This window comes from Psychrobacter sp. CX18, from assembly GCF_057396215.1.
This window is the reverse complement of sequence record NZ_JBXYJH010000008.1, coordinates 236,865-261,617: the sequence shown is the minus strand read 5'-3', so window position 1 is coordinate 261,617 and position 24,753 is coordinate 236,865. Positions and strand designations below refer to the sequence as shown.

The window sequence follows — 24,753 nt, the reverse complement described above, 5'->3', positions numbered from 1 at the left end:
TGGGCGATAAGGCGGTAGTAGCCATAGCTGCCTTCATGATCTATTTGACGTATGGCGGTGATATACAGGTGGCGATAGGCGGTACCACTTGGGGTGTCAAAGCTTAAGGTCAAGGGGGAGCCAATAAGGTGCGCTTGTGAGCTAAAGGGGGGCTGATGGCGCTCATGAATATAGGTGTTGATGACATAGGTGTCTATACTGTGCTGGGCATGCTGTGAGCGACTGTTTGGGTTTAGCAGGTCGATGAGAGCTTGCTCATTGCTGCTATTGAGTAGGGCGTCTAGCCACTGGGTATGTTCGGTGACGTCTAAGTGTTGGCTGGCATAAGCGGCTTGAGTGCTACCTTCGGAGGCGTAAAGCCTGTCAAGGTGCATGGGTAGGGCTGTGTTATGTAGGGTTGGCATGAATACAGTCCTTGTTATTCACCTAGGGTAAATTCGATACGCCGATTACGGGTTTTACCTTCTTGGGTGTCGTTACTGGCAATGGGGTCGGTGTCTCCTTTACCTACGGTGGTTAGTCGAGAGGCGTCAATACCACGTCCGATAAGGTATTGTTTGACGGCTTCTGCCCGCTGGTTTGATAGTAATAGGTTGGCGTTAGCATCGCCTGTGTTGTCTGTGTGGCCTGTGATGGTGATGGGCTTATCACCAACGTCTTTGATAACGGTTGCCATATCATCTAGTATCCCAAGTCCTCGAGGGGTTAGGTTGGCGCTCCCTGATTCAAATTCGACAATGCGGTTGCCTAGGGTGTCGTCTATGAGCTTTTGTTCACCTTGGGTGACAACCAGTTGGTTATCAAGTTGGTAAAGATCAGTAAGCCGGCTATGAATTCTATTTTGTATAGCATTCTTTTGTTCAAGACTGTCAACTTTGCCATAAAGACCAATGCTTGTGCCGTTAATGTCTATGCGTCCTTGGCGGATGTTGGTGATATCACTATCAATGATAGCAGTAGAAATCTCTTGCCAATTTGTTGGTATACTGATATTAGATCGCACCTCTATTTCATCACGAACGATACGATTGGGATATTGAGCTTTTAGTTTTTCTAAAAGTTCAGCCTTATCAGACACACTTGGCACAACACCTTTTATGACGACAGGGGTATTACTATCTATCGTAGTAGCTTGAGCGTCTGTAGATGCGGCTTGAGCGGTATAGAATAAGGAGCCAACTGTAAGGCTTAATAAAGCTGTTAAAGTAACCATTGATTTGGTTGACGTGATAGAGCTCTTTACTGAGCGTTTTTTATTTGTAAGCATTAAACTTCGCTGTTGATTGATAAACATAGTTAACCTTTGTTTTTTAATATTATACATAATATTCATAAGTTTTAACTATTGTGCTAAAAAAACTTGTTTAAACAGTTGCCGAATATCATATAGATATAATTGATCTTGTGATAATAGCTCATAAAAACGACTTAGGCCGATATCTTCTTCCACGTAGCTTTGAATCCAATCGCTGTTATCCATAATTAACCAGTTATCTAACGTATTATTAGTACCAAGAGACAATTGTGCCAGTACGTGAGTTTGTGGATCATTAAAGCTAAGGGTTAGTAGATAATTTTCAGAAGAATGAAAAAAATAAGTATTTACTTTTATGTCATGAGGCGTATAAAATCCGTGGATTAAATCATGCCAAAACGTCGCCATGCTAATGGCTATATTTTTGTTTGTACCTAAAGACCAACATAAGGTTTTGTTTAACCCGATAAAGCCTTTACTAAGGGTAGGTAAAAACAACAGCCCAGTAGCGATAATTTGTTCAATAAGTTGTACTTTATTAACAACCATGTTAGTAGCTATATCATTCAGAGTTGTAGAGTTTATAAAGTCGTAATAATACGTTACGGCATTATCATCAATCGCTAGACGAGTATTATTTAATCGCTCAATCGCATCATAATCAGATGTCGCTTGCTTAGCTTGCGACAATGCCGTCTCAATAATTTGCCATAATGAGAATGACTTAACAGGTAAATACTTAGTCCAGTTTTTAATTTTCTCAATATACTGAACTTGCATACCAATGATAGGATAAATTCGATCATTATTGTCATTACTATCAAGTATAACGCCAGTTACAACCTCTTTATTCAATGTATTGACGTGACTAAAAAAAATTAGGGGTGGAGAAGGTGAGGCTTTTTCAGGGTGTTCAAGTGCCCCACTTATCCAGTTATCGATAAAATCAATTTCAATCGAATTATGGCGTGAGCGTACAAAGTCGCCGCGCGAAGGTAGCTTCCCAAAGTATACAAGAGGTGATAGTTCAGTGTTCAAAACGGTTACTCCTGCGTACTTGATGAAGCTGCGCTGTCATTAGACTGACGACTCCTATTCACTGGAGCAGATGAGCCAGCACCATTGGCAACTTCATCATTCTCAGGGGAGGCTTGACCCGTATTGGAATGTGACTGACCACCTAGCAATGTAGCATTACTATTAGTTCCTGCTTGATCATTCGGTTGATTCGTACCATCTTGATTGATTTGAGTAGTCTCAGTTGTAGGTTTAGCAGAACGTGTAACACCCTTACCAATGACGTCTTCAGGGAGCTTCATTCCTGTGAAAGGGTTACTTGACCCACCAGTAGCAGAAGATGAATTACTACTACTAATTATTCTGAATCGAACTGGGACTGTAATACCGTCACCCGTCCAAGACATTTCAAAAATTGAGTCATCAACTTCGGTACGTCTCGCTTGATTAATAAGCTTTTCTACACCGAAGTTGCCTGCCTCTTCAAAGACAACAAAATCTTTACCATCATAATCTTTTGCTCTAATACTCGCCCCAGGTTGGCTTGAGGGATTAGGCCAGACAAATGTTGTCCATGCTTGAGATCCCATACGGTAACGTAACTGCTGACCATCAATAACGATAGTGTACTCAGTTAACCCGCTCACAGGCAGTGGCATGATCTGAAAAGTGGTTCGATTATTCGAAGTATCTGCACTTGAGCCATTATTAGAGCTACTATTTCCAGTGTAGTTCATATAGTAGCGTCCAAAGTCAGCGACAAATTTAGGATTAAGACCTAAACCCGAACCATTCCAGATTTTACTTGAAATCTGATCGCCGCGACGAATAATAAAGGGGGTAAGCGTCTCGTTAACAAACTTTGCAACATACCCATCGTTGCCAAAGAACTGACCAATTTCTGCTGGTGTTGCTTGAATATTCGCATTGGCAGTAAAGGGGTATTTACTTTGCAAGTTATCGACAAAAGGCTTATAAACCTGAGCTTGCCACACTTTATTTATTTCAGTTTTGGTGGGTTCAAGGAGCATATTAAATGAAGCCGTTAAAGGTTTACTTAATATAGGTCTAATAACTTGTTTCATTTCAGTATTTGCTTGACTCAAAATTTGCTCATCTAATATTTGCAAAGATTTTGAAAGCTCTGAGCCTTCAGGGCTAAGTGTTTGGGATGTGAATAATAGGGCATCAGGTCCTATATCACCACTACGAGAAATATTATTAAAACGAGTGGTAATGTCACCTAGGCTACTTAAGTAACTGTCTAACAAGGATAGGTTTTGATTATCTTCTCTAGGAGTAACTAACGCGTGAATTGAAGCAAATTCTTGAGCAATAACGCCAACGTTAGCTGACTTAGGGGCGTCAGGTTCAGACTTATTCTTATTAGCTAAAGCTTCAGCTTGACGTAGTTCAGCAGGACTTTGACGAAGTATGGTTTGTTTGAACCATTCTATAAACCCACGACGAGCTTTGGCTCCAGTATCGTTAGACGCGGCTGCTGTATTGTCCCACTGAGTTTGACGATCAACAGTCTCAAACAAAACTTTAATGGGGGAGTTGTCTATATTGGATAGCTGATTCATTAATGTAGCGTGATCATCAAAGCTGGTACTTTCACGAACATGGGTTTGCAACAAGAATTTTTTCCATTCATTAATATACTCTTGCTTATAACGGCTCACTAGATATTGACGTATTTGTTCTGGACTACCAGTTAAAGTGAGGTCATTTTGTGCGCTAGTACCCAATACCCAATCATTAGCAACAATTTTTGAGGTGGCTGCTTTATCAATTTCATCACTGACAAATGATTCCCAAGCTTGCTTAGTAAAGGTTCCTGAGATTGCATAGCCACCTAGTAGCGCCTCACTATTAGTATCGGGTAGAATTTGAGCAATGGTGACACTTGGGAAGCGCGCTGAAGCTCTCATTTTAATTTCAGAATAAACACGATCTCGCGCGGGTACCCCTTTACTAACTTCAGTAATATTCGCACGAGTTTGATCGACTAGACCTAGGTCATTTTGAGTTAATGGGAATTCAGGATGTGTAATATGAGCTAATGAAAAACTTAGTATTTGTTCGGCGTCTCTAATCATCTTACTTTTTGGCATTGATCCACGATTAGCCTCTAACCATATTCGCCAAAAGCGTGTCATTTGGTCACTAAGGTGACTGGTTTCCAAATGAGTATGATCACTAAGCATCAGATATGCTTTAAGAGCATTGTAAGCATCTTCAATATTGGTTGGATCTGCGCGTTTATACGTGGATACACTATCTGCTGACTCTGCATTTGCTGATTCAAGCGTTGCGGGTTTTAAATTTTGAGTATTAGCATTTACTTCTGCTAAAAATTGTTCAATATTATGTTGTGTAGGTTTTATTAAGATGATGTTGATACCATTAAAATATTCTGCAAACAGTTTTTGTTTAAGCTTGTCACCTTGGTACAAACCAAAGCTTAAAGACAGCGGACGGTCTTCATCATACTTTTCAAGTTGCTGAATACGTTTTTGCAAAATCATCAATGACTGTAGTTGACTTTGAAGATCACCACTAGACTCTGCTTGAATAGATGCAACTTGTAGTAAGTCAGACTCAACACGTTCAACCAACTGCCTATTATTGCTATAAGACCATGTCCACAAACCAGCAGCAACACATAAAAGAGCAATGGATGCTAGGGCGGCTATCGCTCTATAGTTGCGTTGATTACGATTTTTACGCTGTTTGACAAGATGTTTGTCTTTAAGAATAACTTTTGAAAACAAATCATTTAGAAAATAGGACTTATCACTTTCTATTTCGTTGCTACTAATGGGTACAGTCGGTAATTTCAAAGCATACTTTTGTATCATAAGTTCAGTCATTTGACTGTTAACTTGTCCTTCTTGAAGCGCACTAGTAAAGTAGAAGCCACGTAAAATAGGTTTAAACTGAAAAGGATTGTCTTCAAATAAAGAATGCATTAAGGTCCTGATAGCAGGTCTTAAAGATTGAAACTCCATCGGAAAAGTCATCAAACTTGGCGATACAGCACGCTGATGTCGTAAAGACAGTTTTGTAGTACTTAAGTCTTTTAACCCATTGACTAAGATATTAAAGTGTTCTTCAAAAATATCGTCAATATTAACATCTTCAGGGTTTTCAGGATAAGGAATGGTCGCCCCCCAGGCCTGCTCTCGTTCATTTTTTTCGTAGTCACTAAAAAAATCTCTAAATCCTGAGATAAGATCCATTTTAGTAAAAATGACATAGACAGGGGCATGCACTTCTAGTTGTTCTGTTAGATCTTGTACACGACTGCGTAAGTTTTTCGCTAAATCTAACGCATAGCTTGGATCATTTTTAGTCAGCTCAGCAATACTGACGGCAATAATAATACCGTTAATTGGGGCTTTTGGACGATTTTTTTTCAATAGACTCAAAAAAGACAGCCATTCAGAGCGATCATCATCGTATGCAGAATAACGACCAGCAGTATCGAGAAGTATTCCTTCAGTTGAAAAAAACCAATCGCAATTCCTTGTACCACCAACACCTTTAACAGAGAGTTGATTGTTTTTTTCCATAAAAGGAAATTTTAATCCTGAATGTAAAACAGCAGAGCTTTTGCCAGCAGCGGGGTTGCCAATTACCATATACCAAGGTAGCTCATATAAAGCAGCGCGACCTGTTTCATCTCCAAGTTTTGATTTTCGAATTGTCTTAATAGCTTCTTGTATCTGTTGACGGAGTACTTGAACTTCTTGAGTGTTATCGTCAGATTTTTCGCTATCATTACTATCGAGATCAGGGTTGCTATCTTCAACAAGGTTAGCAAGCTCTGTCGTAGCTTGCTTACGTTTTTTCAAATAGAAAAAGGTTAAGATACTGATGATAGTCAGTACTATTAAAGTGGCAACAATCGCGATGAAAGTATTAATAGGTACATAGTCGTATAAAAAAACTAATGCGACGATGATAGCAATTATTATTAGGACTCTAGGGTTATAAAGATGATAAAAAAATCTTGAAAACATGCGTGCTACCTGATTTAAGCTAAAGACTTTAAAGATTTAATTTAAGTTGATTTATTTAACAAGTGATTGTCTTTTTCTATATTGAGTTTCAAACATCATCCGCTGTTGTCGTTATGCACAATAAAGTATTAACTTTATCATCAATAATAAGTAAATTTTTATTGAATTCATTATTGTCATTTATATCAATGTCAGCAAACAATGACAAGCTTATTAATATTTGCATCCATTTATTCATTGAAACATAATGCCCTAAGTGATGCTCATTTACTAGAGCTCCTTTATCTTTTAATTTATCTAAAAGGTGCATAAGCACGACTAACTTGTCAGATTCATTTAATGGTGATAGATCTGATAAAGCTGTTAGTGTCAAAGAATCTAAATGAAAGCCTTTTTTAGACTGGTGGTCATCTTCAACAACTACTGCACCCTCGTCAGAGTTCTTATTTTTAATAATTAATTTATTTTCAATAAACGCTGATATCTTACGTATACTGGTTTTATAGTTAACGGTATCAGATTTATGGCTAATACTAGTTAAGGAGGCAACAACACTGTTGTCTATATCTAAAAGTGTATTAGTAGCAGCATTCCATATTAAAAGCATTGTTCCTGCTTCTTCAGGGATAATAGTGGTCGATGTACTAGTAAAATAAAACTCCTCTAGCCATTCATCATTTATTTGTGAATCAGCTCCAATGATTATACTTAACTGAGGGTTAGTATCTTGCGAGATATGAAGCGCTTTAGTCTTCATAATCTCAGTGATAGATACTGTATTGTCATGGTTGCTTATTAGAGGGCTTTGAACATCAATAGTATCTTTTGGAATGCCATAATCAATAAGTTTTTGTGTTAAATAGTCTTTAATATAAGGTTTGTTTGATAGGTCAGGAATAAACAAATAAATTGATATAGTACTTAATTGATTTATGGGTCGTTCAGGATTAGAAGGAGCTTCTGTATTATTCTCGATTTCCGCAAATAAGGGTTGTTGCCATTCAGGATGCATACTGACCGCTAAGTTTTGATTATTATCTTCTAAACGAGCTGTCGTTATTAAATTGAAATAATTGGCTACTTGGCTAAAAGTCGTATCATTTTGGATTAATATATAGTCTATTAAGTCACAAATTCGCTGAGTGATACTATCAATATTAGTATCATGAGAATATAATTCTTCCGAGTAATTTTCAATATCTTTTAAAGGCTTAATTAGAATTGGTAAATTATTTTCATCAACATATTTAGGACTAAGGACAGTTAAATCACTAGAGTTTTCTATAATCTTATTGAAATGCTGTCCCTCAGGGATGCATACATAGCTGCGTAAGAAAACCTCATGGCTCATAGGTATATCCTCAGCAACAGTTGTAAAAGCAGTCGCTGTATCTTTGCTTTCATCCTCTTTGTTAATATGTTTTTTATAATACCAATGAGTTATCAAAATTAGGGATAGTACAAACAAAGGAATAACAACAAATCCATTCACTAAATGGGTTGATGCAACGGTCGATGCGTTATCCTTAAAATACATCCATATAATAATAAGATAAACTATTAGAAAAAGAGTTAGACTATAACGCATGTAGAGAAGGATTTTACTTTTTTTCACAGGCTGTACTTCACTTTGAAATTATAATTAATAGTATGTATAGTTACTAAATTTAATTTAAAGATATGTATTTATTTTTAGATACCCAACGATATAAGATTTTACTAAACATACTTTATGCTCTATCTTATCATTATTATCATAACTCTTATTGCAATACTTTGCATCACTTTACTGTTTGAGCCAAAGCTTTTTTCAGCTTTATTTTTAAAACTGCAAAAATTGAAGAACTTAAAAAATATCCATTTACTTAAGCATTTAAATAAAAAAAGCAAGTTACGAATTAATAAGTCTAAACAAAAAGAATTGAATGTTAATCCAGTATTCCGGTTAAAAAAATATTATATAACCATCACATCGTGTGGCTTAATCGTGGTGACTATAGGTTTATGTTACTGGCTATTAAACTATTCTGCATTAGAGGTTTATCACGATACTCAGGTTGAACAGAATATGTATAGTTCGCAAATCAATGAATTACTGATGGGTGAACGACTTGAACCACCACCAGCCCCTCCTGAAGAGTTGTTTGATGAACTTGATGCCGAAATAGCCAGTTATAGCGCATCAAAGGCTGATGATGATGTCTGGGAAGATTTAAAATCAAATAATGCAGAACTGTCATTTCCAAGTCCTAATGATGTATCCCCTGTGCTTGATATTAAAGATCTTGAAGGGGGTTATTCATCAGATATGCTTAGTACGCACTTAAATAATGGTTATATTAATATCAAAAATGCGGATCGTAACTGGGATAAAATGAATTCAGAATTCGTACAGCGATTATTAATGGTTTATAAAATAATGCATGATGAATATGGATATGACATGGTTCTATTGGAAGGGTATCGTAGCCCCCAGCGCCAGGCACGCTTGTTGGCAAAAGGTTCACACGTAACTAAAGCCGGCTCCTATCGGAGTTATCATCAATTTGGCTTGGCAGCTGATAGCGCCTTTATACGTAATGGTAAAATTGTAATATCAGAACGCGATCCATGGGCGATGAGAGGCTATAAATTATATGGCAAAGTTGCAAAATCTGTGGGTCTTGTGTGGGGAGGGGATTGGAGGATGAAAGATCTTGGCCATGTTGAACTTAGAAAAAAAGGCGTTTTAGGTCGTCCAGAAATGGCAAAGATTTTGACGAATCAATAATGTAAGATGTCAATTATATTCAGTAGTTTCGTTTAATATTTTTTAAAATTATAATGTAAGGTAGCTATCGTAATGAAGAAAATGAGTATTTTATTTTTTGCTACTCTACTGGTAGGGTGTTTTGGAAATGGAGTTGAGGAGTCTAGTAATGTTTCAGACCCCATTGATTCCTTGATAAGCAACAAAGATAGTAGTCAAGAAGAGATTACTAAATTAAAATCTGATTTGGAGTCCCAGCAAGCGTTAATTGAAGACGTATTAAAAGAGCAACAAAAATTAAAAGAGCAGTTAAAGCGATCTAAAATAAATATAAAAATTAATCCTAACTCAAGTTTAAATGCAGGTCGCTCGAATCAAGCGACAGCCAGTACTATCTATGTTGCTACTCTTGAGGATGACTCTCAGTTCGCTGAAGTACGAGACATGGCTATAAAAGAAGTCAGCCTAATACCTGGTCGGAGTTCAGATTTCAACATAAACTTATCGGATGACATTCATTTTATCGCTATTAATATAGATTTAAGATACACCAAGAAGCGGTCACAGTTTTTAATTCCGTTAAGTCATATTAATTTTGATGAGCCATTGTCAATAAATATCGGTGCGTGTGATGCCAATATTAGTAGTGGTATAGATTTATCATTAGATTCTGAATTTTCCACCAAATTAAAATACTACCAGCAACCCCTTGTAAGCTGTCGATAGGAGAAAAAACTTGAGCAAACAACAAATTCTATGGGGTGAAGGCCTTTTTTTAAGACCTCAGCATTTTCAAATGCAAGATATTTATCATAATCATCAGCGTAGTATGAGCATGAAAGTTTTGCACCCTTATGCTTACGGTATTATTGAATCAAAGCTCGATAAGTCTTTGTTAGAGAGTAATGTGGTTAGTTTTGAGACAATCTCTTGTGTTTTTCCTGATGGTACTCTCTATCAAGCGCCATATACTGATAGATTACCGAAATCTGTTGGCCTGAATGATTTAAATAATGACCTTGGTGATGAAGTGTATGTTTTTTTGAATCTGGAGGTTCTACAGTTAAACGGTAGTAATATCCAGGTCAATTCAAGTGAAAATCCTACGCGCTATACAAAAGACGTGCAGCTAGCACAAGATCTGTATACGGATGCTACAGAGTCCACAGTAGATATATTGAGGCTATCGCCTAGTATAGTATTGAATCATACGCCATCTCCAAAGAATAACGATGCACTCTCAATATTAATTGCTAAGTTAGAACGAACTCCTCAAGGAACCTATCATCTTGTGGAAGATTATTTGGTTAGTAGTGTGCATATAGAAAGCAATACTTCTTTATTAAATCAAGTGAGTCGCCTAATGACAATGATAAATACTAAATCATCATCGTTATATGATCATCATCGTCAGACTAATAATGATTTATTAGAGTTTAGATCCTCCGATATCGCTTCATTTTGGTTACTTCATGCTTTAAATTCAGCCTATGCTCAGCTCAGTCATCTTTATCATAATCCTAAGCTTCATCCTGAGCGGTTATATGAATCCCTGCTGAATGTGGCCAGTCAATTAGCAACTTTTAGCTCATTATACAAAGTTGGTGAATTACCCAGTTACAATCACAACCAAACTCATGATTCTTTCAATGCCATTTTCAGAATTATTAGAGAGCTACTCAATACCGTTATTGCGAGTAATTTCATATCTATACCACTGCATCAATCTAAGCCTTCATATTATATTGGAGAGCTAAGTGGCGATAAAATTACACGTAATTCTCAATTATATTTATCAGTGAGCTGTTCATTGCCAATGCACAAGCTTATCGATATTGTGCCGCGTCGATTCAAAATTGCGACACCAGATGGGGTTGAGAAACGAGTGCTATCTGCATTACCTGGAACCCCGATTTCACATATCACCCAAGTGCCTAGTGCTATTCCTGTTCGACCTGGCTTTAGCTATTTTTCAATCGAACCTGTTGGCGAGATATACAATGAGATGATTAAAGCCGAATCCATTTGTATTTACGTGCCTAATGGTTTTGATGATTTAAAGCTTGAATTAATGGCGGTTGTTCAATAGATTAAAAAATTAAAAGATTATTACTTAAAACTTAATTCATTTATCGTTTAGAGAAAAACATGCCTACTAATAAACCCCTAAACACTGCGCCGTCTTTATTAGATTCTGGAGAAGTGGCCTCTAAAGTCCCAGTTGATGGGTTTGAAAGACGTATCAAGCGGCAATCGCTTGTTGATGTCATGTATGATGGTTTTTATTTGGTTTTTCTACTGCGTAATCATTATTATAGTACCCAGCCACAGAGCTTTAGAACAAAAATATATGATTTTTTGGATAAGTTTGAAAACAAAGCCCGAAAAAAAGGTTTTGCATCAGAAGATATTCATGAAGCCAAATATGCGTACTGTGCATTGGTAGATGAAACCATTATGACCTCTCAGGAACCAGAGTTTCAAAGCTTAAAAGATGCTTGGGAGATGAACCCTCTACAGCTAGATCTATTTGGTTCTCAAATAGCTGGAGATGAGTTTTTTGAACGATTGGATAGGCTACGTGAGCAAGGTGATAAACATCTGCCCGCATTAGAAGTTTATCATTATGCTATGTTGTTGGGCTTTCAAGGTAGATATCGACTAGAAGCACCAGAAAAAATTCGTTATCTTATATCGAGATTGGGTGACGAGATTGAGCATCTCCGCGGTAATAAAAATGAATTTTCTCCATTTTGGGCAATTCCTGATCAAATAAAGCACACACTCTCTAGTGAAACCCCCCTTTGGGTCATTATTTTGGCTGTGATTTTACTACTGATTACCTTGTTTGGCTTCATATCCTACTATCTTCAATCTCAAACGCAGGATCAGCTGGCAGGATACAGTCAAATTATTCAAGACAATAAAGAACAAGCGCATATTTCGATATTTTTACCATAATAAAACTCTATGATATCCGCTCTCACATAACATCAGGATAGTACTATGGCTGCTTACATCACTGTTGGTGCGAAGACAACACATGGAGGAACCGTTATTTCAGGTTCTCCTCATTCTACTCATAATGGCATACCTATCTCTCGCAAAGGTGATAAAGTCATTTGTAAAAAGTGTAAAAAAGTTGTCACTATTGTGACAGGTGATCCTACCTTTATTGTAGACGGTCAACCGATAGCTCGTGCTGGCGATGTTACCAGCTGTGGATCAAAATTGATTGCTAATCAGCAGTCTTTTGCGTTCTCTGATTTTGATGTTGGTGGGATTGAGCCTGCGGAACAATATGTAGCAACATATGGGGATGTGGACCAAGGAAGTGATAGTGATAGTTATTTTACTATCGAGAAAGTTTATTTGAATTATGATAGATTTGTTCCTTTAGACGCTAAGCCTCCTGGATTTAGACCATTAGTAGGTCATGCCGCTAGAACTAATCCTCCTAAAGTCTATGACAAAATATTTATAAAAATCAAGGTAAAAAATGGAGGTTTTAAAGATTTTAATTTAGATATTCAAGGTGTTTCTCACCCTTTAGCTTTTAAAGCTGGTAAATACAAGGAAGGTGATATAGTAACGTTAGAATGGGATGGTTTTATTAATAATATCTACGATAGTAAACTTATGTTAGAAGGGGTAAAGTTTAGAGTATACGCTACAGATTTAAGTACAAATGCTATATTTAGTCAATCTAAACAAGTCGAATTTAGATACATGGATAAAGACTGGTTAGATATTAAAATAGATAAAAATTTAAAAAAAGTATATTCAAATTTAAGAGTAAGTATAGGAAACCTTAAGTGGGACGGGACAGGGTTAGTTGGACGTGTACCAAGTAAGGTTACACATGGAAGCGGGCCATATATTTTAGAAAAAGATATGTATAGTTATTTAGACGATAACGAAGTTAGAGAATTAGTTAGAAAGAGTGTAAAGCGGTACTGGAGTCGCCATCACAATACTATTAAGAGTAAAAAATTAGATGTCGATATTAATGGGATTAAGTATCAGTTTTATACTGTTTGTGATATTAAGAATAATAACGCTATGCCAAAGCTATCCATTAAATTTAATACCAATGATACAAACTCTAGATCTAGGAATTGGTGTTTATCAAGAATAGTCTATTATAACATTGGAAATATAAGGTTTAATAATGGTTGGAAATATATTAAAAAATTTGACGCTAACATAAGGTTCATGAAAACCTTTTCTCATGAACTAGGACATGAAATTCTTTTAGCAGCTGCTGGACATGACTATTCTAAAACCCATAAGGGTTCTTCAACATTGTTAACCCAATCAGCGAATGGGAATTATAAGTACACTGGTAATGAATACGATCTGATGCAATACGATGACAGTAGATTTAACCCACCAGATGTTTTTGAAAAGACAGTAGCTAGTGAAGAAGATGTGCGTAGTTTATTATGGGTCTCTAGACTTACGTTAAAAGCGTATTAAGGGGTTGTTTCATGAGCTTTTTTAAAGAAGTAAAAGTTCTAATATTGTTTATCAGTATAGTAGGTATTATAACTTCATGTACTCATAAACCAGAAGCGGTACATTATTTAACTCCTATTGTTACAGGGCAAATATTTGATAGAGAAACTCAACAACCTCTTAGTAATGTTTCTATAGTTTACTCAAGTAATGATCACACAAAGACTGATACCAATGGCGTTTTTCGCTTACCCCCTATTAAGATTGAAGGTAATAGTTTTCAAGACGTTGAAGGTGTTGCTGAAACAGCTATCGATATTTATAAAGATGGTTTTATTCCTAAAACATATAATAATTATGGATTGGGACGACTAAGCGTAAAAAGATCATCAGAAGTGCCAGAGTATATTCATTTAGGATTTATTTATTTAGAACACTTACCACAAGGTGTGGGTGTAGAAAATAGTTATGACTACAACGAATATGTTGAGCAAACTCCGTTCTGTATGCCTAATGATTTACAAATTGAAGTTAACTGCATACCCTTACCAGATGGAGCTACAAATGAAGATCTTTAGGTTTGTCCTATTTATGTGTGGTATAACTTTGCCATTAATTGCTTGCTCAACAGCTGTATCTTCTACTGAATATTATGTAACACCCACTCTCTCGGGCCATCTTATAAATATCAAAACTCAACAGCCTATTGTAAACGCAAATGTTTACTTAACCGATGCATATCAAACTAATTCTGATAATGTGGGTAATTTTGTATTGCCATCTATGGCCGTATATAAATACAAAAATCAACATGTAGATCATCAAATGATGATTTACCAAAACGCAAATATTATGATTGAAAAAGAAGGCTACCAGCGTAAGTTGATTAATGTCGATGGCATAGCTTTACCCGTAGAGACTTATGATTTGAAGAAGCCTATTAGCATAGATATGGGCAAGGTGTATTTAAATCCTTTAGCAGAAGGGGAGCATGTTTATGGTAAGGTGTATGAATATGTAGATACAATGCCTTATTGTGTGTCAGATGAATCACAAAAGGAGGTTGATTGCATTCCTTTACCCAAAAACATGACTTATGAAGAGGTGAGTCCTAATCGACCGCTGGACTAGAGAGGGTAAGGTAGCTTTTTTGCTGACCCCTATAGTTCGGAATTAATGCCTAGGTAATCAAAATATGAATATTCTATTTAAGAAGTCACTATTACTTATAGCTATGATGGCGTTTTCGGTCGCATCTCAAGCTCTGTCAAAACATGACTATGGACAAATTGATATCACGGTTAAAGACAATCAACCTTGCTTTTATTTAGCTAATTATAATAGAGAAGTACCTGTAGAAGAGGACAAAAATAAGCTGATATATGTGACAGTATCTAAAGGCTCTGAAATGTTCTTTATTATTCATAACACTTACTTAGACATACCTAATAGTCCGCAAACCTGCCTACCTGTATCGGCTATGAAAGCATTAACAGATGAAAACGCTCTCCTCCCTGATACTCATTATTATGTGACTATGATTTTAGGTGTGAAAAATAAAGTCATCAATGGTACTAATTTTTCTTCTGAATTTTGTTTAATAAAGGATAATAATAGCTACAAAATAGTAGAAGGCGATCGTGGAAGAGTGACACCAAACTCAGATGAAATCACTAACTATTGTACTGACATACCATTTGAAGAACAAAAAAGCTGTTTTCAAAAACTTAAAGAATGGTTGAGTGAAATCTTCTGAACTAAACTTCGAATTTTGTGAAATTTATAGGGAATCATACAATAAGAATTGACTAAATAAGTAACTGAATAAAGTAAAAATTATTAGAACTAACCAGTATAGACTAACCTACTTTAATTCGACTTTAAAATTAATTTACTTAATTGGATAGTATCGTTGTATTTATCTTATTTGTTCGACTGTATAAACTGTTTGATTTATCGACATTCCATGAGTAGTTACTCAGTAACACTCTCAGACTTTTTAAATGATCCTAGTAATACATAAAAACTAGCCTATTAAGGATAATCATTATATTTAAAAAGTATTTAAGTGGCTTAATAGTCATCAGCCTATGTTTATCTGCATCATGTTTCAGTCGAAATCCTTCACATAAACTACATAAGCTAATTGAAACTGACGCATTTATTAACAACAATCATAAGCTATGTTTTGAACCAGACCTCTCCACAGCAACAGTTAACTCTGAACCCCACGAATTAGACGAGATTACTGGTGTTATATTTGTTTTTTATCGATTTGAACAAGATAAATACATACCTATCTGGAAAAATGAGCTCCCTAAAGATTAAAAGTATCGAGGACAACCAATATGCTCATGAGAGAATGTTAACGATTTATTAACTACGAACAATAAATATTCATTTATTATGAAGGGTAGCGATCTACAAGAATTTTTCCATGTAAGTTCTGGCGTAAAGTTTACTTATAGAGAGGATAATATAATGCAAACTTATAAAAAAATAATGGATTAGAGTAAGTATTGGCTTACTCTATAATTGGTAAAAAGTTTATGAATATAATTAAGATACAGTATGGTTTGACTATTGGCATATCCCTCACATTTATCCTTTTAAGTTGCTCTTCAGGACCTATCATTTACGACTACGCATCCCCGATTATCACTGGTCAAGTGCTAGATAAGAAAACTAATAAACCGATTAAAAACGTCTCTATTTCTCAAACAAGTGAGGATAGTACAACGACGGATCATAACGGATATTTTAAATTGCCAGCCTATAAAGTTCCTTATACGTCATCTGATAATGGTTTAGGGCTACAATTAATGAGCGAAGGTGAATTTCTTTTTTATGAAGAAAGCTATAGAAGAAAGTACATTGGAAATTCTATGCTTAAATTTTTAGAAGTAAAATATACTGATGAAGTTCCGTATCATGTTCATTTGGGCAAGATATATTTGGAGCCGATTCCTAAAGGTTTAACCATCAACGACGTTGCATATGAAACTGTTGAAAAAATGTCATTTTGCCAACCATACGAATCGCAAAAAGAGGTTAACTGTATGCCACTACCCGACGGGGTTAACGATGAAGCATTATAAAGCCCTATCTTTAATAACGATATTACCTTTATTATTAAGTGCCTGTATAACCCCTGGCACTTCTGAGTATTATGTTACACCAGCTTTATCAGGCCAGTTATTGGATAAAAATACACAACAACCTGTTGCTAATGTTAGCATTTATCTCACAGATGAGTTTCAAACCAATTCCAATGCTAGTGGTCAGTTTAACTTACCGCCTATGGTTGTCTCGGATGATATGTATAGTAGACGAGATAAAGAACAGTTGCTGAGAATATATCAATTCGCTGACATTATGATTGAAGGAGATGGATATTAACGCCGACTGTTCAATGTAGATGGTATACCTCTGCCTGTATTAGATTTTGATACCAAAACCCCAGTGACTATCGATATGAGCAGCCTATACTTAACCCCATTGTCTGAAGGCGAGCATGTATATGATAGGGTTTATGAATATGTAGAAGCAATGCCTTATTGTGCGTCTAATGAATCACAAAAAGAAGTAGAGTGTATTCCTTTGCCCAAAAACATGACTTATGATCAGGTGCAGTGAATATAGAGCCAATCTTACTAATTTAATTAAATACCGCAACCGTTTGACTATTCAGCGGCCAACTTAAATCGATGTCAAAGGGCTATTATGGATAAGTCAGTTGGAGGTTGATTAGATGATAGTGGTTACGATATTTAAATTAATGTAGATTAAAAAGAAGTAGCGTCAAAAGTTTCAATTTATTATAAATACTGAGATACGGATCAAGGCAGGGCAGAGACGAGAGAATACATGATTGTTTCAGGCTTCTACGACAGGTGAGACTTACGAAGTTTTATAAAAGGCGTTATTGTGAAGGTAATTATTAAGTCACTATTTATAAGATTGTATCTTTAGTAAAACTATAACTATCTTTATTAATCTTAATGATTTCTAATAACGTTTAAAATTAATTATCAGAATAGTATGCATGATATAAGTAATAGATATTTTAAATTCCCCCCTTTTTTAGTGGCTATTATATTAATAGCCGTACTTAACTCGTGCTCCCTACAGAACTTGGAGCCGTTAACTCCTGAAATTAAAGTAGTTAACGAGTCAGATTCCAATAAACAACAGTTACTAAGTACGATCGAATACTTTTCAAATAACTACCCTTACTCGACCCAACAAATCGAATCATTTTATAATTATAGTTTTGTATTGGTAAGTGTCGATTCACCAGTATTGCATCACTTTGAAGTTGATCAAACCACAAACCATAGTTCATTCGTAAAGCAAATTATTTTTAAAACCGGTGCTACTAACAGCCAGATTTTATACATTGAACTAAGTGATTCACTGTGTATAAGTCGACCTCAATTCAAAGATGAGTTTCCTAATTTTGTATTGGACCCCAGAGGAAAGCTGCTTTCTTTCGCAAGGGTGCTTGATGAAAAGAATCAGATTGGAAGGTTAGGTTTAAAAGTTGTAATAAACGATGAAAATGATAATCGTTGTATACAAGGTGTCAGTTTCGGTATACCTAAAAAGTTTGATTTGAATAATTTATACACGCCAACTAGCCGAGGTTTAAGAAATAAAACGCCGAAATGAAAACAATGTAGGGATTAGTATGAATCATACTATTATTGGAGCTTTTTTAATATACGTTCTGGAACATTACTTTGTTAATGATAAAGATCATACAATACGAATTGAGAGCAAGATATCGTAGTAAGGAGTAAAAGGTGTTAGGACACGTGGACTAGTTTTAGGTATATTATCAATCATAGGAGATCGTGATGAATATGAACTTGATACTTCAAAAAAATTAAATGATTACGGTTTAAATCAACAAGCTTCTATAGTCGGCGATTATTACGCGGTTCGTAAACATCTTAATTTAGTCCTTGATGCAACTAACAGTTAAACACCAACAGTACAAGACAATGAAGCAGTAATATAAGATGATCTAAAAAAGTTAGCCCTAAAGTATGGTAAATAATTTAATAATCATAAAACCTTTAGTCAAAGATTAAAAAAAGGCATCAAATGTATAAAATTAGTCCAAAGAATCATTTTAACCTAATGTTAAATCAAATTAGGTTTTGGCTTACATTATCTTTTATTATAATTTTAACATTTAGTGTCGCTGGCTGCTTCGCAACTCCTAATCGTTCAATTGTGATAAGTGGTGATATTGGTTTATCAACTAATAAAGAGGGATCATTATGTTTTCAACCCTTATTTGAAACAACTAATATAGATGATGACTCTATCGAAATAGAACACATAAAAATAAAAAAACTAATTTTGTTAGATTTTAATGTACCAGACAACCAAAGCCAAACCTTATTAACAATAGTTCCAATTAGTGATAAATATTATATTTTGGAAAAGGGACAGAAGATATGTTTGGATACGGATAATCCACAACTAAAACAAAGTACTTTTAAGGATCTAGAACCTATGCCTATGGTAGTTTTGATTGGAGGAGTTGATGACAAAGAAGAGATAATAGTCAATTTTTCTCATGAATTTGATTATCCTTATATTGGTTCAGATTAAAATAAACAGTCTTCAAAAGGAGATATAAGACACGCTATATCGCAAATAACTTTAATAACAAAAGGCAATTGACTGCATCCGCGTTCTTGATCTGCCTCATAAAGATATTCAGAACAATACAAACCTGTGTATCCTGAACTGATACAGGGTATTAAATAAATATCGTTTAGCTCTAGATTTGAATCAATATACAAAATTGAATATTAACAAGTCGCAAAGACTAAACAGTACTCAAGAACAGGTATTGATCATAAAATAGATTTCCGAAGTATTTAAAGCCACTCCCTAATTTTTTAACTTCAAATCCTTCAAACTATGACTAATCAAGAAGAAATATCCTCAATCCAGCTCGCAAACTATATCCGACATTATTTAGAATCCAATAATCTTAGTACGAATCTTCCTACTATTTCTTATGAGATATTAGCGCTACAACTCATAGACAGTCTTAAACAAGATGCCTATATAAAGTCGCTTCGCGATAGCAAGCTGGACGATGAGTGCCGTAATCCCAAGTCGCCACAATTTAATCCCATAAAAGCCATAGTCTCTTTAAAAGAGAGCGATTACGATGAGGCCTGTTGGCTAAGTTTTTTGCTGATTTATACCGATGATAGTGACGAGTCGGATTGGGCATTTATTCGAAAGCTGTATGGCGCTGAAGGTTTGGGGTTAAAGACAGATTTGACATGGGAGGTGGTAAACGAAGCGCCTGATTTATTAAATGAGAGATTGGATACTTTAGTTAAGATATTGTCAGAAAGTCATCCTAAGCCTAAGTTTGGTCATCATAGAGCTTATGAATCTTTCAAGCATTTGCAAATGGTGTTCATAAGTTATATTGGATTGATGAATGAGCAGGGTGGGCATGATGCTATGTTTAGATTGCAAGATAAGTCAGTAGACAGCACTGACTATTTTAAAACCCGATATGATCTCATTCGTCAAAACGTATATCGTTTCGGCAGACTGTCAACCTTTGAGTTTTTATGCCTACTTGGCAAAATGGACTTGGCAGATATTGCGCCAGACAGTTGTTATATTGCGGACGCTAGTGGTCCTAAAAGAGGGGCAAGGTTGCTATTTGGGATGCTAAGTAATGAGCAGTTAGACGAGCATGCTATAGGTTTAGCAGATTATTTAGAGGTCAGCTATCAACAGTTAGAGGCGGCGCTTTGCCATTGGCAGAAGTCACCGAACAGATTCATAAAACATCGCTAGTTGATGAAGCTTTATGACTTGACTGTAGGGTGACTTACTTAAATACTTAGCATCAGCTTATTCACTATATTAAATAAAAAAGTCTTTATCTAAAAATTCTTATTAAAAATCAATGAGGAGTCGATACTGGCGATAGTGTCACGACCAGTTAAAACCATCGCCATTTCAAACTCATGTTGTAGTATCTCCAACGCTTTCGTCACGCCTTCTGCGCCAGCACTACCCAGTGCTTGAGCAATAGGTTTACCCAGCAATACAGCGTCTGCGCCTAATGCTAGTGCTTTTAACACATCTGTACCGCGGCGAATACCGCCATCTATTAGTACTGGTATGCGTTTGTCGACCCGTTCTACCACGCGAGGTAAGGCTTGTATAGTTGGTGGAGCAGTATCGAGCTTGCGACCGCCATGATTGGAGACGATAATACCGGATGCCCCGATATCTATCGCGCGTTGAGCATCTTCTGCGCTGACCACCCCTTTGATCAATACTGGCAGTTTAGTATAAGCGATTAGATCGCCAACCACTTTCCAAGATACCGGTGCTGGTCTGCCAATTTTATAAGGCATATCGACCCCTTTTGGCAGATCAAACCCAACCTTGTCTTCTTTATTACGGACTGCCGCTGCGACTGAATCTAACGTGATGCAGATGGCTTTGCAACCTACTGCTTCAGCTTGCTTGATGACTTTTTTAGCAAAGTCTATGTCATCTTGAATATATAACTGAAACCAAATCGGAGTAGTGGCGACGTGCTGTATATCTTCTAAAGATGTCGTGGTAAATGAGCTAATAACACACGCTGTTTTTGCTTTTCCAGCGCCTTTAACGGTTGCAAGCTCACCCTCAGGATGCATCGCTTTTTGGAAGGCAAAGGGGTCTACTAATATAGGATAATCTAGAGAGTCACCAAATAAATTAATTCGGGTATCTAACTCATTGGTATCATTCAATACTCTAGGATTTAAAATAATGTCATCATAAGCGCTATGATTACTATTAAAAGTGACCTCATCGGCTGCTCCAGAGGTCACATAAGCATAAGCACCTTCTGACATCTTCTGGCGAGCCAGCACTTGGAAGTCAAATAGGTTGGTGACTTTTGATAAATCATCCACAACATAATCTTTATCGATATCGACGCTTTCACTTTTATTTATTATATTTGTCATCGTTAGTCCTTCCTAATTTATGGATTAAGCTCATTGTTATCTAAAATATTTAGCTCTTTTTTATCTTAAATCTTTATCTCAAGTTATTCTTTTAAAATCTTCTATTAAACTTTCGTTTTACTCTTTAATTCACAATAATTTATTCAATATAAATAATAGTATAGCCGCTCAAAATTAGGTGTTGCAGTGTTGTATTGAAATTTAAGACAAGATATTAGTACAAAAAAAGCCCAGTTAATTCATTAACTGGGCATAAAGTGAGTTTGAGGCAGCGATTTACCGGATTCAATCGACGATAAATTTCTGCGACGCTCCTTTATATTCAAATTCTTTATAAATAACAGGATCAAATAATGATAGTGATTCGATTTGATTCACGCGTATCACCATCATCATATCCTCAGCGCGTTGTTGATTATAGTGTAAACCATGAGGCGTATTCTCAATGACGCCATGGTTTAAATAGACAGGCTTATAGTCGCAATCCAGTATTAAGCGCAATGACTCTTTTTCCCTATAACCACTTTCTATTGGCAGGATCGAAATGTTATCTAAATCGCCATGCTCAAATTGTTCCCCTAATACCGCGCCAATATAAACCTTGCCCGATTTTAGTGAGACCTTAATATAGGAACCGCTTTCCATGGCATGAATAATGATGTTTAGAACGCCATCGAGGCTTCTCAATTCTTCATAATCCGTTTGAAACGCATTATTTCGGATTCTTATCTCATTGGCAAGATAGGCAAATAATACCGCTATACCCAGAAGTACTAAGCGTACATATTCGCCATAAGATAACGTCATTAAATGATTTAGATAGACATAAATATCGGCGAGTGACCACGTGAGGCCAAATTTAACAAACAGAGAAATAACAAGAATAATAATGCTGATCGTGGCTAGGGATGCCAATCCCAACAGAATACTTAAAATACCATCTATGGCAAGAACAACATAGGACACCCAGCCAGAGCTACGTTTAAGGATGTTATTTTTATGAGGAACTGACACGTTATAGCGATAGCCGAGTGCCAGTATAAACATAACGCCAAAAATACCCATAGGGTTTAGGCTTTCATTTTACTATGAGTATTGATATCGACAGCGTTAAGATCAGCAGAGTCAAAATCTAACGCACCAAACTGCTGAATCATCTTATCTTGAAGATGTTTATTATTAAAATTAGGACGTACATTGCCATTTTTATCGATAATGAGTCGACCGTTTTCACTCACGATTTCATCAGGCAGTCTTAATCTAAAAACACGTGCAAAAAAACCCAGCCCTTTATCACCAGAGCTTTTATCGCTAGAGCGTTTGATATAAGCGGTCATGATACTCTCCTTATTGCTATTGAAAGCAAGAGTTTAACCCTAAATTATCATCAATAATTAGTATCGATAATAAATTTATACTGTTCAGTTTACGTCAAAAACAGACAAATCGCAAAGCATTAGCGTTGTTAAAGTGTGGTATATCTTCAAAAAAGACTTGTTCAATGAGACACCTGTATTAAAGAGACACCTGTTATAAAGAGACATTTAGAAGCCAATCCCGCTTTCACTACTATCTTGGCTAGTACGGCAGCAGTCGCTAAGGGTAAGAGGCGTTCCTGTTATCTCGATACCGCCTCTTACCAAGCGCCAGCATTGCCGTACTGCACCAAGTATATCCGCTACAATCGGGGCTAAACCGCTTTTCACGACAACGTACTAACACTAAATATGACCGTTAAAGGAATACCTTTCAACAAAAAAGCTATCTTTTTATCCTGTACTTTCTTTTTTCTTTATTCATCTATACGCCAATCTCAACTTTAAGTTGTAGCTTTTGCAAGGTTTTGCTACCTTCCTTTTCAAAGGAAGAGTTGGGGATGGGTTTTCTGTAAAAACCGCCATAGATTCCCTTTGAAAAAAAGGGGACTTGCCACCCTTTTTAGTCTTTTCCAATAGTGGCGCTAAAAGTACAGTTGATAATTCAGTTATTATTATATGCAGCCAGCTATTAAGTTGAGAGTAGGGTGTAAATTATTGATTTAATATGTGTTTAAAAATATAACATAAGTTATCAAAAGTTATTAAGCCACTGTATCACTTGCTGTACCCTTTCAGTTCGGCCACCGCCAATGCGCCTAAATGGCTTGTTGTATTGGTTCAGCGTATCAGCAAACGCTTGGCTGATCTCATCACGTTGATGGGGAGCATCTCGTAAGTCATCAGCTACCCAAGGTACATCCACCTCAGTTAATAAGATTAAGTCATAGTGATGGGCTAGGGCTGCTGTTTTGATAAGCGGCGGACAATCATTATAATACCAATAAGAATACACCATCAGCTCAATTAAAGCGGTGTCACAAAACAGATAACGGTCGGCAAGTTGCGCCTGCTTATTTTCGAGTGCCACTTGACCTTTTGCAATGGGCATTAAGTCATGCCACTCACAGCGGGTTTGAGTCACGTCCCATTTAAGCTGCAAGTAGGGACGCATATACTCCTCAACATATCTCGTTTGAAAGTGACAAGCCAAATCTTGGCATAGCGTGGTTTTACCCGTACTTTCCGCACCTAATATTAAGACTTTGAAAATATCTGTTGGGCTCTGTTGAAGATTGTTCGTCATAGTAGTCTGCATAGATGGTTTTGGTTGTGCCGATTGATAATCCGCTTCATTGTTAGATAAAGACATTAGGTAAAGCTATCAGTTAGTACTCAATTTTATATCAATATTCATATAAATGTTGATGGCCTATACCACGTTAAACAATCTATAACACTCAAGATTAGGAATAATGAGGTAAAACGGGCATAATATAAGGTTTAAAAGATACCTCTAATACTGAGTAATACCTTTTTTGAATAATTTTGCTAAATAAACTATCTTTAAAATAACCTAGCGTTGTTAGGTTTTTCAGGATGATTCTACTATTAATATAGTAAGGTTAATCATTGCTGCTTCAATGAAGTTGATTTCAAGATTTGATATACTTTTAACCCTGTTCTCAACTTATTAAAATACACTGTATGCTGGTACTTTTAGCCCAGCAAATCAAGACCAATAATTAAAAATCGGGACTAAAGCCACAGCCTACGTTAAGAGTTGAGAATGAGGTGCTTTTAGAAAGATTATAAGACGTGAAATGACAGTTTGATTTAGCGTATTGTTGAATAAACATTGACACACTCATTCAAAGAAAAAAAACAGTCATCTAAAGAGTAAGTGAACATT

Annotated in this window: 24 protein-coding genes; 14 read left to right on the top strand and 10 right to left on the bottom strand. The window is 36.1% G+C overall.

Going from position 1 to position 24,753, the window contains the following annotated elements:
* The 5 genes from AC2SLT_RS08540 to AC2SLT_RS08520 form a co-directional block, all read right to left on the bottom strand.
* Positions 1–404 (bottom strand): hypothetical protein (locus AC2SLT_RS08540; protein WP_486547237.1); only part of this gene is annotated, 404 nt, incomplete at its 3' end.
* A gap of 14 nt (positions 405–418) precedes the next feature.
* Positions 419–1,294, bottom strand: coding sequence for an OmpA family protein (locus AC2SLT_RS08535; protein ID WP_486547236.1), 876 nt, complete (start codon positions 1,292–1,294; stop codon positions 419–421).
* 48 nt (positions 1,295–1,342) lie between these two features.
* The gene (gene tagF, locus AC2SLT_RS08530; protein WP_486547235.1) at positions 1,343–2,293 is read right to left on the bottom strand and encodes a type VI secretion system-associated protein TagF; all 951 of its coding nucleotides are present in this window, start codon (positions 2,291–2,293) and stop codon (positions 1,343–1,345) included.
* 5 nt (positions 2,294–2,298) lie between these two features.
* On the bottom strand, positions 2,299–6,300 hold the full coding sequence (gene tssM / locus AC2SLT_RS08525; RefSeq protein ID WP_486547234.1) for a type VI secretion system membrane subunit TssM: 4,002 nt from the start codon (positions 6,298–6,300) through the stop codon (positions 2,299–2,301).
* Positions 6,301–6,388: 88 nt separating this feature from the next.
* Positions 6,389–7,915 carry a hypothetical protein gene (locus tag AC2SLT_RS08520; protein WP_486547233.1) on the bottom strand — a complete coding sequence of 509 codons (1,527 nt, stop codon included), beginning with the start codon at positions 7,913–7,915 and terminating at the stop codon, positions 6,389–6,391.
* Between the two features lie 117 nt (positions 7,916–8,032).
* Here AC2SLT_RS08520 and AC2SLT_RS08515 point away from each other — a divergent pair, with 117 nt between their 5' ends.
* The 14 genes from AC2SLT_RS08515 (at position 8,033) to AC2SLT_RS08450 (ending at position 20,353) form a co-directional block, all read left to right on the top strand.
* Positions 8,033–9,070, top strand: coding sequence for a M15 family metallopeptidase (locus AC2SLT_RS08515; protein WP_486547232.1), 1,038 nt, complete (start codon positions 8,033–8,035; stop codon positions 9,068–9,070).
* An 81-nt stretch (positions 9,071–9,151) separates the two neighbouring features.
* The gene (locus AC2SLT_RS08510) at positions 9,152–9,775 is read left to right on the top strand and encodes a hypothetical protein (protein WP_486547231.1); all 624 of its coding nucleotides are present in this window, start codon (positions 9,152–9,154) and stop codon (positions 9,773–9,775) included.
* Between the two features lie 10 nt (positions 9,776–9,785).
* The gene (tssK, locus tag AC2SLT_RS08505) at positions 9,786–11,138 is read left to right on the top strand and encodes a type VI secretion system baseplate subunit TssK (RefSeq protein WP_486547230.1); all 1,353 of its coding nucleotides are present in this window, start codon (positions 9,786–9,788) and stop codon (positions 11,136–11,138) included.
* A 59-nt stretch (positions 11,139–11,197) separates the two neighbouring features.
* Complete coding sequence (icmH, locus tag AC2SLT_RS08500; protein ID WP_486547229.1) at positions 11,198–12,010, top strand: type IVB secretion system protein IcmH/DotU; 813 nt, start codon at positions 11,198–11,200, stop codon at positions 12,008–12,010.
* A gap of 45 nt (positions 12,011–12,055) precedes the next feature.
* Positions 12,056–13,528: a PAAR domain-containing protein gene (locus AC2SLT_RS08495; protein WP_486547228.1), complete on the top strand. Its 1,473-nt coding sequence runs from the start codon at positions 12,056–12,058 to the stop codon at positions 13,526–13,528.
* 11 nt (positions 13,529–13,539) lie between these two features.
* Positions 13,540–14,085, top strand: coding sequence for a transthyretin-like family protein (locus AC2SLT_RS08490; protein ID WP_486547227.1), 546 nt, complete (start codon positions 13,540–13,542; stop codon positions 14,083–14,085).
* Positions 14,072–14,638, top strand: coding sequence for a hypothetical protein (locus AC2SLT_RS08485; RefSeq protein ID WP_486547226.1), 567 nt, complete (start codon positions 14,072–14,074; stop codon positions 14,636–14,638). The genes AC2SLT_RS08490 and AC2SLT_RS08485 overlap by 14 nt, the downstream gene beginning before the upstream one ends.
* 64 nt (positions 14,639–14,702) lie before the next feature.
* Entirely contained in the window at positions 14,703–15,263 is a 561-nt protein-coding gene (locus tag AC2SLT_RS08480) for a hypothetical protein (RefSeq protein WP_486547225.1), read from the top strand.
* Positions 15,264–16,056: 793 nt separating this feature from the next.
* Positions 16,057–16,605 carry a peptidase associated/transthyretin-like domain-containing protein gene (locus tag AC2SLT_RS08475; RefSeq protein WP_486547224.1) on the top strand — a complete coding sequence of 183 codons (549 nt, stop codon included), beginning with the start codon at positions 16,057–16,059 and terminating at the stop codon, positions 16,603–16,605.
* Positions 16,592–16,906 carry a hypothetical protein gene (locus AC2SLT_RS08470; protein ID WP_486547223.1) on the top strand — a complete coding sequence of 105 codons (315 nt, stop codon included), beginning with the start codon at positions 16,592–16,594 and terminating at the stop codon, positions 16,904–16,906. Before AC2SLT_RS08475 ends, AC2SLT_RS08470 begins: the two co-directional genes overlap by 14 nt.
* 75 nt (positions 16,907–16,981) lie before the next feature.
* Positions 16,982–17,143, top strand: a complete 162-nt coding sequence (locus AC2SLT_RS08465) for a hypothetical protein (protein ID WP_486547222.1) — start codon at positions 16,982–16,984, stop codon at positions 17,141–17,143.
* A 405-nt stretch (positions 17,144–17,548) separates the two neighbouring features.
* The gene (locus tag AC2SLT_RS08460) at positions 17,549–18,178 is read left to right on the top strand and encodes a hypothetical protein (protein ID WP_486547221.1); all 630 of its coding nucleotides are present in this window, start codon (positions 17,549–17,551) and stop codon (positions 18,176–18,178) included.
* Positions 18,179–18,616: 438 nt separating this feature from the next.
* Entirely contained in the window at positions 18,617–19,132 is a 516-nt protein-coding gene (locus AC2SLT_RS08455; RefSeq protein ID WP_486547220.1) for a hypothetical protein, read from the top strand.
* Between the two features lie 315 nt (positions 19,133–19,447).
* Positions 19,448–20,353: an alpha-glutamyl/putrescinyl thymine pyrophosphorylase clade 3 protein gene (locus AC2SLT_RS08450; protein WP_486547219.1), complete on the top strand. Its 906-nt coding sequence runs from the start codon at positions 19,448–19,450 to the stop codon at positions 20,351–20,353.
* Positions 20,354–20,442: 89 nt separating this feature from the next.
* Here AC2SLT_RS08450 and AC2SLT_RS08445 read toward each other — a convergent pair whose 3' ends face one another.
* The 5 genes from AC2SLT_RS08445 to AC2SLT_RS08425 all read right to left on the bottom strand — a co-directional run bounded on the left by AC2SLT_RS08445 (position 20,443) and on the right by AC2SLT_RS08425 (position 24,213).
* Positions 20,443–21,525: an alpha-hydroxy acid oxidase gene (locus AC2SLT_RS08445; protein ID WP_486547218.1), complete on the bottom strand. Its 1,083-nt coding sequence runs from the start codon at positions 21,523–21,525 to the stop codon at positions 20,443–20,445.
* Positions 21,526–21,810: 285 nt separating this feature from the next.
* Entirely contained in the window at positions 21,811–22,590 is a 780-nt protein-coding gene (locus AC2SLT_RS08440) for a hypothetical protein (RefSeq protein WP_486547217.1), read from the bottom strand.
* Between the two features lie 5 nt (positions 22,591–22,595).
* Positions 22,596–22,862: a hypothetical protein gene (locus AC2SLT_RS08435; RefSeq protein ID WP_486547216.1), complete on the bottom strand. Its 267-nt coding sequence runs from the start codon at positions 22,860–22,862 to the stop codon at positions 22,596–22,598.
* Positions 22,863–23,069: 207 nt separating this feature from the next.
* Positions 23,070–23,231: a hypothetical protein gene (locus AC2SLT_RS08430; protein WP_486547215.1), complete on the bottom strand. Its 162-nt coding sequence runs from the start codon at positions 23,229–23,231 to the stop codon at positions 23,070–23,072.
* Between the two features lie 364 nt (positions 23,232–23,595).
* Positions 23,596–24,213 carry an AAA family ATPase gene (locus AC2SLT_RS08425; RefSeq protein WP_486547214.1) on the bottom strand — a complete coding sequence of 206 codons (618 nt, stop codon included), beginning with the start codon at positions 24,211–24,213 and terminating at the stop codon, positions 23,596–23,598.
* Positions 24,214–24,753 lie beyond the last annotated feature (540 nt).

Coding starts and splice junctions, on each gene's coding strand:
- AC2SLT_RS08535 (WP_486547236.1), bottom strand. CDS start 1,294: ATGTTTATCAATCAACAGCGAAGTTTAATGCTTACAAATAAAAAACGC.
- tssM (WP_486547234.1), bottom strand. CDS start 6,300: ATGTTTTCAAGATTTTTTTATCATCTTTATAACCCTAGAGTCCTAATA.
- AC2SLT_RS08515 (WP_486547232.1), top strand. CDS start 8,033: ATGCTCTATCTTATCATTATTATCATAACTCTTATTGCAATACTTTGC.
- AC2SLT_RS08510 (WP_486547231.1), top strand. CDS start 9,152: ATGAGTATTTTATTTTTTGCTACTCTACTGGTAGGGTGTTTTGGAAAT.
- icmH (WP_486547229.1), top strand. CDS start 11,198: ATGCCTACTAATAAACCCCTAAACACTGCGCCGTCTTTATTAGATTCT.
- AC2SLT_RS08495 (WP_486547228.1), top strand. CDS start 12,056: ATGGCTGCTTACATCACTGTTGGTGCGAAGACAACACATGGAGGAACC.
- AC2SLT_RS08490 (WP_486547227.1), top strand. CDS start 13,540: ATGAGCTTTTTTAAAGAAGTAAAAGTTCTAATATTGTTTATCAGTATA.
- AC2SLT_RS08485 (WP_486547226.1), top strand. CDS start 14,072: ATGAAGATCTTTAGGTTTGTCCTATTTATGTGTGGTATAACTTTGCCA.
- AC2SLT_RS08480 (WP_486547225.1), top strand. CDS start 14,703: ATGAATATTCTATTTAAGAAGTCACTATTACTTATAGCTATGATGGCG.
- AC2SLT_RS08475 (WP_486547224.1), top strand. CDS start 16,057: ATGAATATAATTAAGATACAGTATGGTTTGACTATTGGCATATCCCTC.
- AC2SLT_RS08470 (WP_486547223.1), top strand. CDS start 16,592: ATGAAGCATTATAAAGCCCTATCTTTAATAACGATATTACCTTTATTA.
- AC2SLT_RS08465 (WP_486547222.1), top strand. CDS start 16,982: ATGAGCAGCCTATACTTAACCCCATTGTCTGAAGGCGAGCATGTATAT.
- AC2SLT_RS08460 (WP_486547221.1), top strand. CDS start 17,549: ATGCATGATATAAGTAATAGATATTTTAAATTCCCCCCTTTTTTAGTG.
- AC2SLT_RS08455 (WP_486547220.1), top strand. CDS start 18,617: ATGTATAAAATTAGTCCAAAGAATCATTTTAACCTAATGTTAAATCAA.
- AC2SLT_RS08450 (WP_486547219.1), top strand. CDS start 19,448: ATGACTAATCAAGAAGAAATATCCTCAATCCAGCTCGCAAACTATATC.
- AC2SLT_RS08445 (WP_486547218.1), bottom strand. CDS start 21,525: ATGACAAATATAATAAATAAAAGTGAAAGCGTCGATATCGATAAAGAT.
- AC2SLT_RS08440 (WP_486547217.1), bottom strand. CDS start 22,590: ATGGGTATTTTTGGCGTTATGTTTATACTGGCACTCGGCTATCGCTAT.
- AC2SLT_RS08435 (WP_486547216.1), bottom strand. CDS start 22,862: ATGACCGCTTATATCAAACGCTCTAGCGATAAAAGCTCTGGTGATAAA.
- AC2SLT_RS08425 (WP_486547214.1), bottom strand. CDS start 24,213: ATGTCTTTATCTAACAATGAAGCGGATTATCAATCGGCACAACCAAAA.